This is a genomic window from Planomicrobium sp. CPCC 101079, from assembly GCF_007859275.1.
Classification (GTDB): Bacteria; Bacillota; Bacilli; order Bacillales_A; family Planococcaceae; genus Planococcus.
The window spans coordinates 75,398-89,662 of the sequence record NZ_VOHC01000001.1 but is presented as its reverse complement, the minus strand read 5'-3'; the positions used below and the strand labels follow the sequence as shown (position 1 = coordinate 89,662).

The window sequence follows — 14,265 nt, the reverse complement described above, 5'->3', positions numbered from 1 at the left end:
ATGGCTTTTTATTTTTTTACCATATAAAAAACGGCCCAAATAATCTTCAGGCCGCTCTCATCTACTATCTAAGAAATAAAAACTCCATATCCAAAATACACTGTAAACAAAGACAATGCGGCAAATACAGCATTTTCCGCTGCTCCCCCAGTTTTCGCTGTAATGGGAAAACGGACAGTGACCTTAATAGGAAACAGCAGCTTAATACCGTTTTTAGTAGCCATATCCAGCAGCAAGTGGCTGGCCATACCCACCAGCACCCCTGCTGTAAAAGCTTCGTTCGGTATAGATTTGTTCATAAGAACAGCCATAAGCACCAAGAATAACAGGCTGTGAGTGAATGTCCGGTGTCCAAAAAGTGTATTGATTACTTTCGACAGCAATGGAAGTGTGCGGCCAATCTTACTGCCTCCGTGGCAAATGTCCGGCAAAATGGCGCCGATCACACCTGCACCTACTAAAATGAATGGATCGTAATTGGTGGTTTGTGCAAAGGCAAGACTTGCTGTAATACCGCCTATAATATGTGTTTTTCCTGTCATGCTTTGCTCCTTCTAGTTTCTTGCGGAGGCGTCATGCTGCCTGCGCTTTTCTTTTGTCCAGCTCCAGCGCCTAGCCTCTCGAGGTCGCTTCGGTCTTGACGGCCATGGCCAAAATCGCCATGACCATCAAGTCCTCCAGCGCTTGTCGAGGCTAAACAGGCGCTTACGCTTTTCTTTTTCAATTTCTATTTAATTATACTAATTTCGGGTATGGTGAAGATAGAGAAATTTAGTAAAAGGAGTCGTTTTTATGGGAATTCATACATTTTTTACATCGTTGAACGATTTGGAACGGATTATCCGCGCACCTGGAAGGTTTAAATTTGAAGAACACAACGTTGCGGCTCATTCTTGGAAAGTAAGCCAGTATGCAATGTTATTTGCTACGATTGAAGAGCGCGCAGGGCAAACCATCAACTGGAAATCACTATACGAAAAAACCATCAACCATGATTTCGCTGAAGTTTTTATTGGCGATATTAAAACTCCGGTCAAGCATTCCTCTCCTGAATTGAAGGAAATGATTGCAAAAGTAGAGGAGGGGATGATGGAAAAGTTCATTTTGACGGAAATTCCCGAAGAATTTCAAGACGTTTTTTTTGAGCGCATGAAAGAAGGCAAAGATGACACTGTTGAAGGCAGGCTCTTGGAGCTCGCCGACAAACTCGATCAGTTTTATGAGTCCTTTGCTGAGTTGAAACGCGGAAATTCAGACCCAGAATTTGCGAAGATGTATCGCATCGCGTTGACAAAATTACTTAATATTCCGCTTCCTGCAAGCGTAGCTTATTTCAGGAATGTCATGCTCCAAGATGTGATGAGCGAAGAAACAGCCATCGATGTGCAAGAAATCACCCGCCAAGTAATAGAAGAAAAATAATACTTAATTCCACTCTTTCTAACTACTATTAACGGGATTACCGCCGCTCACGGCGGTTTCACTTTGTCTCAAATCTATGGTAATCTTAGTGTTAATAAAATCTTTCGGAGGTGAATCCCTTAATCAAGGGAATTTATTGGACCCCATACTTTTAGTGAATTTAGCTTTACTTGTTTTATTAATCGCGTTAACCGCATTTTTTGTCGGCGCAGAGTTTGCTGTCGTCAAAGTCCGCATGTCGCGCATCGAACAACTGATTGAAGAAGGCAACAAAAAAGCGGTACTCGTAAAAAAAGTCGTCAGTGACTTGGACTATTACCTGTCTGCGTGCCAGCTTGGGATTACTGTTACTGCCCTCGGACTTGGGTGGCTCGGTGAACCGACTGTCGAACGATTGTTGCATCCGTTGTTTGATGTACTCGGTGTTCCTGATTCCGTCTCAATTGTTATTTCGTTCGTTCTTGCCTTTTCTCTTGTGACATTCTTGCACGTGGTCCTTGGAGAAATGGCGCCGAAATCATTGGCTCTGCAATTTGCCGAGCGAATGACGCTGTTATTGTCGCCGCCCCTTTACTGGTTCGGCAAGGTGATGGCGCCGTTCATTTTCTTACTGAACGGTTCAGCCCGTGTGTTCCTGCGCCTTTTCGGTGTCCAGAATACAAAAGAAGAGCAAGCCCATTCGGAAGACGAATTGAAGATCATTATGGCGCAAAGTTTCCAAAGCGGTGAAATCAATCAAACTGAATTGTCTTACATGCAAAACATTTTCGCTTTTGATGAGCGGAGCGCGAAAGATGTTATGGTTCCCCGTACACAAATGATTGCGATTTCAGACAGTTTAAATTCAGAAGAGTTGCTTGCTGAAATCCGTGAACATCAATTCACGCGATATCCTATTGCAAAAGAAGGCAATAAAGACGATTTGATAGGTTTTATCAACGCCAAAGAAATTTTGACCTATTATGCGCTGAACGGACATATCAATTTGTCTGAATTCATCCATGATCTGCCGTATTTTCATGAAACGACGCCGCTGCATTCAGCGCTCGTGAAAATGCAAAAAGACCGGACGCATATCGCATTGGTCATTGATGAATATGGCGGAACTTCAGGCATCATCACAATGGAAGACATCTTGGAAGAAATTGTGGGCGAAATACGCGATGAATTTGACGAGGAAGAAGAAGCTGAAATTTTAAAAGAAAGTGATACTCGCTATCTTTTGAATGGTCGTGTTCTCCTGAAAGATTTAGAAGAACGGTTTAATATGGAATTCGAAGACAGCGATGACATCGATACAATTGCCGGCTGGATCCAGCATCAGCTGATTGAAGCTGAATTTGGCAGTACATTTGAAAAAGGAAAATACCGGTGGTCCATCGTTGAAATGGAAAACCACCATATTTTAAAAATCGCTGTAGACTTCTTATCAGATTAGCTTGACCAGCAAAAGGAGCGGACCTAAATTAGGTCCGCCCCTTTTTTTGTTGACCTCCATCTATTCTCTCTTTAGAATAAGAACAAATGTTCCTATTATATAAAGGAGGTGCACGTGATGAAAAAAAACAAGCATATGACTGTAAAAGGTGAAATCAAAGACCGTGGCCAGATCAAGTGGACCGCTATGATGCTTACTGAGCACGTCCAGTTATTGAAGGATTTGAAAAAAGAGGACCGCTACCATACTAAGCCGACTTTAGACGACTTTGACCTCGAAAATCTTTATGAAGAAATCCGCATAGCCTATATGCGGCCGTGCGAGATTGAACTACGCCTTTGGCAAAATGGAGACCTTACATTAACTGGACTGATCACCGCTATCGATTTGAACAAAAAAACAATTTGTCTGGAACATTCGGAACGAACGGAAACAATTCTTTTTACCGATATTATTGGCGCAAAAACAATGGAATAATGGCACTCAACAGGTGCAAGCAAAAAGGCTTCTTGATTGCTTTTTCTTTTTAATGATTAATTGCCCTCCAATTTGGGGATACAAAGAATAACTACACCTAATCATTGGAGGTTACAATATGGCAAAACAATCATCTATGGCAAAAGATCTCATGGGCGAGATCAAAAACGACCATGCCACAACGCTTGCCGCAGCACAGGCCTATTACTATTTATTAGCTATCGTTCCATTATTGATTTTGCTGCTTTCCATTCTGCCTTATCTGCAAATCGATCCACAACGGGCAGTCGATTTCATCGGCACCATCCTTCCCGGAGAAGTAGCCAGTACTTTCCAGGAGACGATTGTCAGTGTGGTCACCACACCTCGCGGCGGCTTATTGACGTTCGGGATCTTGGGTACGCTCTGGTCCGCTTCAAATGCAATGACTGCCTTTATCGAGGCCATCAACCAAGCGTATGATGTGGAAGAAACACGTTCGTTCATCAAATTGAAGCTCACAGCTATTATCTTGACGCTTTTCATGTTAGTGGCGGTTATCATAGCGCTTATCTTGCCGATTTTCGGTGGAACAATCATTGATATGGTTACTCGCATCTTGAGTTTGCCTCCACAAACAGAAATCTTGTTCCAAGTACTTCGCTGGGTCATTTCCATTGCAGTAATGAGTATTGTACTTGCTTTCTTGTACAAATTTGCGCCAAACAAGCAATTCCCTTTCAAGGAAGTCATCATTGGCGCCGTCATTGCGACTATTTTATGGCAAGTCGTTTCACTTGGGTTTTCGTTCTATGTATCAAATTTCGGCAGCTATTCGGCGACGTATGGCAGTCTTGGAGGACTCATTGTCTTAATGCTTTGGTTCTTCCTTACCGGCCTGATTCTTGTAGTCGGCGGAGAAATAAACGCATTACGCCACAAACGGAAAAACGTGAAAAACGCCCCTGCAAAAACTCAATAATAATAAACAGAAGCACCCCTTCAGTGAGCTTGGCTCACTGAAGGGGTGCTTCTTTACGCCTCTTCTTTTGTGCACATGACCATCCATTCATCAATAACAAAACTTTGAATAGTGTCTCCTTGAACAGCCAAAAAGAAGTATGTTGCCGTTTCCTGGTCGGCTGAAAGCAAATGCTGTTTTACACGATCCTTTTGCTCTTCGCTTTCAGCAGTACGGTCCACCCAGGCAGGATAATGGAAAGTTTTTTTCCGATCAAGCGATTTTATTTGCACCAGTCCGTGCCGGTCCAGGAGTTTGCTCCACTCTATTTTGCTTAAACAGCGGGCATGGCTGCCATCCCGCAATTTTTCTGTTCGATTCATAAATTCGGCGAGCTTTGGATTCTCGGGTGCGACATTGTCGATCAAAACGAATTTTCCTTTTGGTTTTAACACTCTCGCCGCTTCTTCGATGAACTTCTCCGGTTGCGGGAAATGATGTGGGGCAATCCGGCAGACGACCGCGTCAAAGCGGTTGCTTAAGAAAGGCAGGTCCTCTGCATCTGCAATCACATAAGACACATTCTCGAAAAAAGAATCCAAATAGTTTGCTGTGTTCTCCAGCATTTGTTCAGTCAAGTCGGTTGAAAAGACGGTTTTCACATGAGGGGCAAGCGCTTTTGACACATGTCCCCCTCCGGTTGCGACATCCAGTACGCTCCAGCTGTTTTGAGGCTTTAACCATTCCACCAGCAATGGCAGATCATCGCCTTTTGCATGAAGTTCGCTCGTTCTATACTTATCGGCGTTTTTGCCGAAGACGTCTTTCACTTTTTCTTTCACTGACTCATCCATCAATTTACTCCCTCCTTGCTTGTTGCTCAAGTAACAGCCAGCATTCCGGGCCGGTGTTCCAAAAAGTTCCGGAAGGCAAAGCCTTCTACTTCGCTTTCCGTGTAATGCTTTTGCAATTCATTGATCAGGTTCTGGAATTTTGATGCGTTTTCCAAGTCTTTCATATAATCGGATATGCCATCGAAATCCGACCCGATGCCGACATGCCCCGCTCCTCCAAGAGAGCAAAGATGGTCGATGTGCTTGATCAAATCCGGCATCATTACATTCGATTTGTCTTCTTTAATAAAATCCAAACAAAAGACTACATGGATTAAGCCGTTCTTCTTAATCATTGCCTGAATCTGCTCATCGTACAAATTGCGTGGATGGTCGCAAAGCGCCCTGGCATTGGAGTGGCTGGCAATGGGGAATTGGGCAAGCTCAATCACATCCCAGAAGCTCTTCTCTGATAAATGCGAAACATCGGTAAAAACCCGGTGTTCGTTATTCAATTGGACTACATCTTTGCCGAGCAGCGTCAAACCGCCTCCCCGCGGCTCTCCTGCCCCGTCAGCGCAAAGATTGGCATTGTTCCAGGTCAGTCCGATCGACAGAACCCCTAAACGGTATAGGTGGCGGAGTTTCGCTAAGTCATTTCCGAACGCATCCGCTCCTTCAAGCGTCAGCACCGCTCCGATTTCCCCTTCTTTCAAGGCATCAATGTCTTCCCATTTTCGGATGTGTTTCATTGCTGGATTGGTGCCGATCACTTGTGTGTAAAACAGATCTACTTGTTCTAGCGCGTGTTGCCACTTTTCATCACTTGGAATATCCGGATAAACAAAGATGGCAAAAAATTGGACCTTTACCTCGCCTTGTTGCAGGCGTTGAAAGTTTGTATCGAGTTTATCGGAATCTATGTAGTTTAAAGGGCCTTCATTGAACATGAATTTTCTATTTGTTAGCTGCAGTTTCAGCAGCGCGTCGCAATGCGTGTCGATGATTTTCATCAAACCGCCCCTTTTCTTGGCATGCTGCAATAAACCCTTCAAAAATACGAAGAGATGGCGCATCTTCAGCTCTTGCCATATTTTCCGGATGCCACTGAAGGCCGAGGACAAACCGGTGTTCCTTGCTTTCAATCGCCTCAACGACCCCATCGCTTGCTGTTCCACTAATTATAAAAGGCTCTGGCACCAAGCGGTTGGCCTGGTGGTGGCGGCTGTTCACTCTCAACCGCTCTTCTCCTGTCAACTGGTGCAGCAAGGAATCTTTTGCTACTTGGACAAAATGCGAACCGTGGAATTTTGGCGCCTTTTGCTGATGCTGCAGTAACTTGCCATCAAATTGCGCCGGTAGATCCTGGTACATATCGCCGCCAACTGCAATATTCAAAATTTGGGCACCGCGGCAAATAGCTAAAATGGGCTTTCCAGCCTCCAGCATTTTTTTGATCAGCAAAAGCTCAAAATGATCGCGCGAAGGAATGATGACACCAAGATTTGGATGGGGCTCTTCTCCAAACAATGTTGGATCAATATCATAGCCGCCTGCTGCAAAGAGGCCATCGAGTTTCTTAGCAAGCGCATCGATGTCTTCTGCTTGCGTTAGATGCGGCAGCATAAGCGGCAAACCGCCTGCCCCGAGAATTGCTTCCGTATCCGCTATTTCAACGGCGTATTCATCCCGCCCAAGTTCTACAGATGATGTAATGCCAATTAATGGTTTCATAATTGTCCCTCCCGAATACTCCCTTTTCAAAAACTGAATATATTAAACATACAGAATTCACCCGGCAATTGCCAGGGCATTATTGTTTAACCTGTCATAAAAAAATACCGGACGCGACCAGCACCCGGCATTTTTCTTCAGTTACATATCCCATTCCAAAGCGGTCGAGTAGGCTAGCCGTTCTCCAACAAAAACCCGGCAATCCATTTTTAATAGGTTGCAGCCGATTGACACTTTAATATCTTCAACCTCGCCTTCCTCATTGTCCACTTTCCCGAATAAACGTGAACTCAGGTGGATGCCCACTTGTTCATCCTGCAGCACCCCGTCCACATATAGCCGGCTTCCCGTCAAATGATTCTCAATCTGTATACTATGCGACCCGTACTTCAGCTTCCAGATATCTTTCATATCGTCGCCTCCCGGACTCTTCTTTATTGCCAGTATAGCAGAAGCCGAACCTTTTAACCGAAGCAAACAATTAAAATTCCAAGTGTTTTGGAAGGGGTTTCAGCTATATTCTTTCAGCCGTTCAAGCACTTTTTTCCGGTCCGGCATGCCTCCTTGGGCGCCAAACTTTTCAACCGCAAGAGATGCCGCCGCATTTGCAAAATAGACCGCTTCTTCAAAAAGCATACCCTCTGATAAGGCAACGCATAAGGCGCCATTGAAAGCGTCGCCTGCTCCTGTCGTATCAACAGCTTTTGCAGGAAGCCCTTTGACATGAATATGGTTTTTCCCGTCATAAAAGCGTGCCCCGTCTTTTCCAAGCGTCACAACAAGGCGGTTCGGGTAATCTACCAATGCTTTTTCCCATTCCTTTCCGAACAATGCTTCCGCTTCGGTTTCATTGGGCGTCATAACATCTGCAAGAGACAAAAACTCTGTTCGAAATCCTTCAGACGGTGCCGGATTTAAAATGGTCGGCACGCCAAGAGCCTGACAAATCTCTAGCGTCCGTTGAACTACTGGCGCAGGCATTTCCAATTGCATCATGACGATACGGCTAGTAGACAATATCAGCTTAAAGCTGTTCATCTCCTCAGGTGTCATCCGGAAGTTGGCTCCTGGAACGACAATGATGCGATTATCGCCTTCAGACAATAAAATATTTGCGACGCCGCTCGCTCCTTCTTTCTGCAGTACTGCCTCCACGTTCACCGATTCTGCTTCCAACCCCTTTAGCAATTGATTTCCGAAGGCATCAGTTCCAACAGCGCCGACCATTCGTACCTCGCTTCCGAGCCTGGCTGCTGCAACAGCCTGATTTGCTCCTTTGCCGCCCGGAACAGTTGCGAACAATTCACCGATTGTGGTTTCGCCTTGTTTTGGGAAGTGCTTCGCTTGTACTACTAAATCCATATTGATGCTGCCCACTACTGTAATCATTCCATAACCTCCTTATCACCTTATTTAAACTATATACAAAAAGCGGACGAGTTGCTTTAGCCCGTCCGCTGCTCAACTTTTTATATTTTTATCCTACCGTAACTTCTTCCGTCTCCAAGCCACGCTTTTTCTCCGTTTCCGATACATACAACGCACAAGCCGCGTCGCCCGATATGTTAATCGCTGTTCTTGTCATATCCAGCAAACGGTCGATTCCAAGCACGAGCCCAATACCTGCAACCGGCAAGTTGACGCTTGATAGCACCATCGCCAGCATGATCAAGCCGACCCCTGGCACTCCAGCCGTCCCAATGCTGGCGAGTACAGCGGTCAACACAACCGTCAAAAGCTGCGTCATCGACAAATCCGAGCCATAAGCCTGCGCAATAAACATCGTCGCAACACCTTGCATGATTGCGGTTCCATCCATATTAATCGTAGCTCCCAGCGGCTGGACAAACGAACTGATCGATTTTGGCACGCCAAGCTCTTTTTGCGCCGCTTCCATCGATACCGGCAATGTCGCAGTGCTGCTTGAAGTACTGAACGCCACACTCATCGCCGGAGCGAATTTTTTGAAGAACCAAACCGGATTTTTTTTCGCTAAAAGCCCGACGGTTCCGCCATATGTAAAGGCCGCATGAATCGCAAGAGCCGCCAGCACGACAAACATATACGATGCCATGGCTTTGATTGCTGAAAAGCCTTGAGAGCCGATAGCTGTAGCGATCAAGCCGAATGTGCCGAACGGAGCGAATTTCATCACAATGCCTACTAGATACATCATGACTTCGTTGCCTTGTTCAATCAGGTTGACAATCCCTTTTGTTCTTTCGCCGAGAGCCGTCAACGCCAAACCGATAAAAACAGCGAAGACGATGATTTGAAGCATGTTTCCTTCTGTCAAAGCAGACAATGGATTTTTCGGAATGATGTTCAGCAACGTATCAGCTACCGAAGGTGCTTCTTCTGCTTCGAATGTGGCGCTTTCCAAATCGAAATCTCCGGCAAGCCCTGGCTGGATCACAGCCGCTAATCCTAAACCGATCACAATGGCAATGGTGGTCGTCACCAAGAAATAGGTGATTGTTTTAAAACCGATTCTGCCAAGTTTAGCCGGATCGCCAAGCCCGGCAGTTCCCAAAATAATAGAAAAAAGGACCAACGGCACAACCAGCATACTGATCAAACTAAGAAAAATTTGGCCGAGCGGCACAAATAAATATGTATTGAGCGTTTCAAAAGAGCCTGGCGCAAACAAGTTAATAAGCAGCCCGACAATTGCCCCTAAAATAAGACCTGTGAGTACTTTTACTGTCATATTGTTTTTCTTCATTCATCCTGTCTCCTTCTTTTTTTAAGACATACCCTTTAGTGTAAAGGAATAAAACAGGAATTTACAGCAAAAAGCAAGAAAGAAACAATTCTGATATAACTTATTGTTGCTAAAAATTAAAAACCTGCAAAAGAATTTCCCTCTTCTGCAGGTTTTTCTGTTTGTAAATGCCGATACTTCAAAAAGCAGTCCACACTATTTTAGCTAAGTAGCCAAAATCAGGCCTTTAAAGAATGGGTTTTAAGGGATCAGTAAGATTTTACCGATGCTTTTTCTGCTTTCGATATGCGAATGGGCTTGTGCCGCTTCAGCCAGCGGATAGCGCTTTGAAATAAGGATTTTCAATTTGGCTTGAAGCAGCAAATCAGTCACTTTATCGGCGCTTTCCTGCAAAAAATCCGGACGCAGTTTCCGGTAAGTGCCGGTACTGTAGCCGAGAACGGACCGGCAGCTTGAATGGAGGTCCGCCGTTGTCACTTTTCCTGGAAGAGATCTGTCATTTCCATGGCCGAAAGCGACAATTCTTCCAAAGTGCGCTAAGCATCTCAAGCTCTTTTCAAAATTTTCTCCGGCCACCGTATCCAAAATCACATCAGCGCCTTGTCCATCGGTAAGGCTGTTCACTTTTTCCGCAAAATCTCCCGTTGCGTAATTGATGACATGATCAGCACCCATGTTTTTGGCCGTTTCCATTTTTGCTTCGCTGCTTACAGTTCCGATAACCTGGGAAGCGCCGGCCAACCGGGCAAGCTGTATAGCAGTAGTGCCAATGCCTCCTGCGGCAGCATGGATTAATACGGTTTCTCCTGGAGAGAGCCGTGCGACTCGGTTCAGGACGTTATAAGCTGTAATCCCCACTGTCAAAGAGGCAGCAGCTGTTTCACTGTCCAGTCCATCCGGCACTGCAAAGGCCAATTTCTCATCCGCCGCTACATATTCGGCGTACGAACCTTCCTTTGGAAATGCCATGACACGCTGGCCGATTTTGAACCGGGTGACTTGCGCGCCGACTTTGATGATTTCCCCAGCACAATCCAATCCCGGGATGAAAGGAGAAGCGCTCACCTTTCCATGATATTCCCCCCGGCGAGCTTTGATGTCCGCAAAGTTAACGCTGATTGCTTCGGTGCGGATCAACACTTGATGCGGCAAAATAGCCGGAATCGCCACTTCACTCAGTTGAAGGACATCCGGTCCTCCCAGTTCATTAACAACGATGGCTTTTATTTTCATCACCCTCCAAACCCATATTTTGCAGCGTGTTTTGTTTCTTAATGCCAGTATAGAAGTTCGAGTCGGGAATGACAAACTGAAACCCCAGCCTCCAGCTTTCGCGCAGAAAAAAACAGCCTTTCGCACCAACGCGAAAGGCTGTTTTGCTGTCTTATTCTCCCAAGTCGACGTTGTGGTACACTTGCTGAACATCTTCCAAGTCTTCGATCGCATCAATCATTTTTTCGAACTGCGCTTGCGCATCTTCCGGAAGCTCCAATTCGTTTTGTGCCAGCATCGTCAATTCCGCGACCGTAAAGTCGGTGATGCCAGCTGTTTTAAACGCCTCTTGCACCGCATGGAATTGATCCGGCTCCGCATAAACGATGACGGAATCTTCTTCTTCAAGAATGTCGCGCACATCGACGTCCGCTTCCATCAGCAATTCCAGCACATCGTCCGCCGTTTTGTCCTCGACGCCGATAACAGCCGTCGGATCGAACATGTAAGCGACTGATCCACTGACCCCCATGTTTCCGCCATTTTTGCCGAAAGCAGCGCGGACATCTGAAGCTGTCCGGTTCACATTATTTGTCAACGTGTCAACGATGACCATCGAGCCATTCGGCCCAAAGCCTTCATAGCGAAGTTCGTCGTAGCTTTCTTCTGAACCGCCCTTGGCTTTTTCAATCGCCCGGTCGATGATTGCTCTTGGCACACTATATGTTTTCGCACGTTCAAGCACGACTTTCAACGCCTGATTCGATTCCGGATCCGGCTCGCCTTGTTTGGCAGCCACATAGATTTCCCGTCCGAATTTTGCATAAATGCGGCTTGTGTTTGCGTCTTTTGATGCTTTCTTCTCTTTGATATTATTCCACTTGCGGCCCATTAGATTTCCCTCTTTCTTTCTGCTTTGAATATGAACTATATTCACTTGTTCTATTATATAATAAACCCCTGCTTTTTTCCGAATTAGGCAATCAAAACAGGAAAAGCATGATTCATGCTTTTATTTCTTCGTTTTATCGACCCGATGATATTCAGAAATTTGCGTAACCCGTACTTTTCCCGTATGCAATTCATGATAAATGCCGCGGCTGTCGGTAAATGAGATGAACCCGTCCCGTTCGCTTTGAATCAGCTCTTCCGCTTTTTTCTGCGATTCCACATGGATAAACCGGCGAATGTAATGCTCTTCGTCAAAGAAATAAGTGACTTTGAATTCTTTCACCTTCGCCATCTCCTTTACGGTTGGTATGGAGCTTTCACAAGTAATATATTATCTCTTTCTCCCAGCCTCTTCAACTTTACTTTAATGATAAAGCTTAAAGTTGATGGGCTCCCGATTAAATGAGAAAATAGGAAAGGCAAATAAATGAACTCAGACAAAGGAGCGATTGCATGAAAATTTTTGATATTTCATCCCCAATTTATGAAGGAATGCCGGTTTATAAAAACAAGCCTGAAAAACAGCCGAAATTCCATACCCACACAAACGGCCATGTAACAGAATCCCGCATCGAAATCGACGCGCATACCGGCACCCATATCGACGCGCCGCTGCATATGATCAATGACGGGGATACGTTCGAATCCATTTCTCTGGAAAAGTTGGTCGGACAAGCAAAAGTTGTTGATTTGACGCATGTTAAGGACGGCATTGCCAAGTCAGACCTAGAAACGCTTTCCATCGAAAAGGACGATTTTATCTTGTTCAAAACAAGCAATTCGTTTGATGAAGCATTCAATCCGGAATTCATTTTCCTGAAAGAAGACGGCGCCAATTATTTGGCTGAAATCGGCATCAGAGGCGTAGGCATCGACGCGCTTGGCGTTGAACGGAGCCAGCCGAACCACCCGACTCACAAAGCGCTTTTCAAAGCCGATATCATCGTCATTGAAGGCTTGCAGTTGAAAGACGTTGAGGCAAAGAGCTATTTGATGGTCGCAGCGCCACTCAAACTGATTGGCATAGACGCTTCTCCGGCACGCGTCGTTTTAATCGAAAACGAATAAAAAGAATGGCTTCCGCGGAAGCCATTCTTTTTTATTGCCATTTTGTATGGAAAGTTCCTTCTTTGTCCGTGCGCTGGTATGTATGCGCGCCAAAATAATCCCGTTGGGCCTGGATTAAGTTTGCCGGCAAAGTTTCTGAACGGTAGCTGTCGTAGTATGCAAGCGCGCTCGAGAATGCTGGAACCGGAATGCCTTGCTCGATAGCAATCGATAATACTTTGCGAAGGGATGATTGGTATTCGCCCACCACGGATTGGAAATAAGGATCTAGAAGCAGGTTCGGCAAATCTGCTTGGCGGTCGAACGCTTCTTTGATTTCCTGAAGGAAGCGGGCACGGATGATGCAGCCGCCGCGGAAGATCATCGCGATGTCGCCGTATGGAATTTCCCAGTTGTATTCCGCTGAAGCGGCGCGAAGCTGAGCGAATCCTTGAGCATACGAACAAATCTTGCTCATGTATAGCGCTTTACGGATGGCTTCAACCAATTCTGCTCGGTCACCGCTATACTGCTCTGCTTCAGGACCTGTAAGCAATTTGCTCGCTGCTACTCGCTCTTCTTTGATCGCTGAAATAAAGCGTGCAAAAACCGATTCTGTGACAATTGGCAAGGAAACGCCCAAGTCCAAGGCATTTTGGCTTGTCCATTTTCCGGTGCCTTTTTGTCCGGCTTTATCCAAAATTTGATCGACTAGCGGATTGCCGGTTTCCTCATCAATTTTCGTGAAAATATCAGCAGTGATTTCGATCAGGTAGCTATCCAGTTCACCTTTGTTCCACTCGGTAAAGATTTCATGCAGCTCTTGTGCATTCAGTCCAAGCGCATGTTTTAAGATAAAATAGGATTCTGAGATGAGCTGCATGTCTCCGTACTCAATGCCGTTATGCACCATCTTCACATAATGGCCCGCTCCTTCAGCTCCCATATAGGCGCTGCATGGAACGCCATCTACTTTTGCTGAAATGGCAGCAAAAATCGGCGCCACTTTTTCATAGGCTTCTTTCAAGCCGCCAGACATGATGGAAGGGCCGAAGCGAGCGCCTTCTTCGCCGCCGGAAATACCGGCACCGATGAAATGGATTCCCAATTCTTGAAGTTCCGCCGTACGACGGTTGGTGTCTCTGAAAAACGTATTTCCTCCATCGATAATCACGTCCCCTTCTTGAAGATGCGGGATAAGTGACTGAATAACGGCATCTGTCGTTTCCCCGGCTTTGACCATCATCAAAATTTTGCGGGGAATTTCAAGAGACTCTACAAAATTCTCAAGACTATCAGTTCCGACAATATTCTTATCTTGAACTTCGTTGTTCGCAAACTCTTCTGTCCGGTCTGTCCAGTAATCGTATACTGATACGGAATAGCCTCTGCTTTCAATATTCAGCGCCAAATTTTTCCCCATGACGCCTAAACCGATAACTCCCATTTGCTGCTTTGCCATACTATTACCTCATTCCATGCGAAT

The 14,265-nt window shown here is 45.6% G+C and carries 16 protein-coding genes; 5 read left to right on the top strand and 11 right to left on the bottom strand.

The genetic code is table 11. The annotated features are described in order from the left end of the window. Positions 1-68: 68 nt before the first annotated feature. Positions 69-542, bottom strand: a complete 474-nt coding sequence (locus FQV28_RS00480) for a metal-dependent hydrolase (RefSeq protein WP_146493632.1) — start codon at positions 540-542, stop codon at positions 69-71. 250 nt (positions 543-792) lie between these two features. On the opposite strand from FQV28_RS00480, the gene FQV28_RS00475 reads away from it, so the two are divergent. The 4 genes from FQV28_RS00475 (at position 793) to FQV28_RS00460 (ending at position 4,298) form a co-directional block, all read left to right on the top strand. After that, positions 793-1,422, top strand: a complete 630-nt coding sequence (locus FQV28_RS00475; protein ID WP_146493631.1) for an HD domain-containing protein — start codon at positions 793-795, stop codon at positions 1,420-1,422. Between the two features lie 136 nt (positions 1,423-1,558). After that, positions 1,559-2,860 carry a hemolysin family protein gene (locus FQV28_RS00470; RefSeq protein WP_255472744.1) on the top strand — a complete coding sequence of 434 codons (1,302 nt, stop codon included), beginning with the start codon at positions 1,559-1,561 and terminating at the stop codon, positions 2,858-2,860. A 117-nt stretch (positions 2,861-2,977) separates the two neighbouring features. Next, a complete protein-coding gene (locus FQV28_RS00465) occupies positions 2,978-3,337 on the top strand; it encodes a YolD-like family protein (RefSeq protein ID WP_146493630.1) in 360 nt (119 codons plus the stop codon). Between the two features lie 118 nt (positions 3,338-3,455). Further along, positions 3,456-4,298, top strand: a complete 843-nt coding sequence (locus tag FQV28_RS00460) for a YihY/virulence factor BrkB family protein (RefSeq protein ID WP_146493629.1) — start codon at positions 3,456-3,458, stop codon at positions 4,296-4,298. Between the two features lie 53 nt (positions 4,299-4,351). Here the strand turns inward: FQV28_RS00460 and FQV28_RS00455 are convergent, their stop codons facing one another. The 9 genes from FQV28_RS00455 to FQV28_RS00415 all read right to left on the bottom strand — a co-directional run bounded on the left by FQV28_RS00455 (position 4,352) and on the right by FQV28_RS00415 (position 12,024). After that, positions 4,352-5,131, bottom strand: a complete 780-nt coding sequence (locus tag FQV28_RS00455; protein ID WP_186763742.1) for a class I SAM-dependent methyltransferase — start codon at positions 5,129-5,131, stop codon at positions 4,352-4,354. Positions 5,132-5,157: 26 nt separating this feature from the next. Further along, positions 5,158-6,123, bottom strand: a complete 966-nt coding sequence (locus FQV28_RS00450) for a dipeptidase (protein ID WP_146493627.1) — start codon at positions 6,121-6,123, stop codon at positions 5,158-5,160. After that, a complete protein-coding gene (locus FQV28_RS00445) occupies positions 6,068-6,844 on the bottom strand; it encodes a gamma-glutamyl-gamma-aminobutyrate hydrolase family protein (RefSeq protein WP_146493626.1) in 777 nt (258 codons plus the stop codon). Before FQV28_RS00445 ends, FQV28_RS00450 begins: the two co-directional genes overlap by 56 nt. 141 nt (positions 6,845-6,985) lie before the next feature. Next, a complete protein-coding gene (locus tag FQV28_RS00440) occupies positions 6,986-7,255 on the bottom strand; it encodes a hypothetical protein (RefSeq protein WP_146493625.1) in 270 nt (89 codons plus the stop codon). 99 nt (positions 7,256-7,354) lie between these two features. Further along, positions 7,355-8,233 carry a ribokinase gene (rbsK, locus tag FQV28_RS00435; RefSeq protein WP_146493624.1) on the bottom strand — a complete coding sequence of 293 codons (879 nt, stop codon included), beginning with the start codon at positions 8,231-8,233 and terminating at the stop codon, positions 7,355-7,357. An 88-nt stretch (positions 8,234-8,321) separates the two neighbouring features. After that, positions 8,322-9,569, bottom strand: coding sequence for a dicarboxylate/amino acid:cation symporter (locus FQV28_RS00430; RefSeq protein WP_146493623.1), 1,248 nt, complete (start codon positions 9,567-9,569; stop codon positions 8,322-8,324). Between the two features lie 240 nt (positions 9,570-9,809). After that, complete coding sequence (locus tag FQV28_RS00425; RefSeq protein WP_146493693.1) at positions 9,810-10,796, bottom strand: quinone oxidoreductase family protein; 987 nt, start codon at positions 10,794-10,796, stop codon at positions 9,810-9,812. A gap of 157 nt (positions 10,797-10,953) precedes the next feature. Beyond that, positions 10,954-11,673 carry a YebC/PmpR family DNA-binding transcriptional regulator gene (locus FQV28_RS00420; protein ID WP_106533984.1) on the bottom strand — a complete coding sequence of 240 codons (720 nt, stop codon included), beginning with the start codon at positions 11,671-11,673 and terminating at the stop codon, positions 10,954-10,956. 120 nt (positions 11,674-11,793) lie between these two features. Further along, positions 11,794-12,024, bottom strand: a complete 231-nt coding sequence (locus FQV28_RS00415) for a hypothetical protein (RefSeq protein WP_255472743.1) — start codon at positions 12,022-12,024, stop codon at positions 11,794-11,796. A 161-nt stretch (positions 12,025-12,185) separates the two neighbouring features. On the opposite strand from FQV28_RS00415, the gene FQV28_RS00410 reads away from it, so the two are divergent. Continuing rightward, a complete protein-coding gene (locus FQV28_RS00410) occupies positions 12,186-12,800 on the top strand; it encodes a cyclase family protein (protein ID WP_146493621.1) in 615 nt (204 codons plus the stop codon). Positions 12,801-12,831: 31 nt separating this feature from the next. Here the strand turns inward: FQV28_RS00410 and gndA are convergent, their stop codons facing one another. Further along, complete coding sequence (gene gndA, locus FQV28_RS00405) at positions 12,832-14,241, bottom strand: NADP-dependent phosphogluconate dehydrogenase (protein WP_146493620.1); 1,410 nt, start codon at positions 14,239-14,241, stop codon at positions 12,832-12,834. Positions 14,242-14,265: the final 24 nt, after the last annotated feature.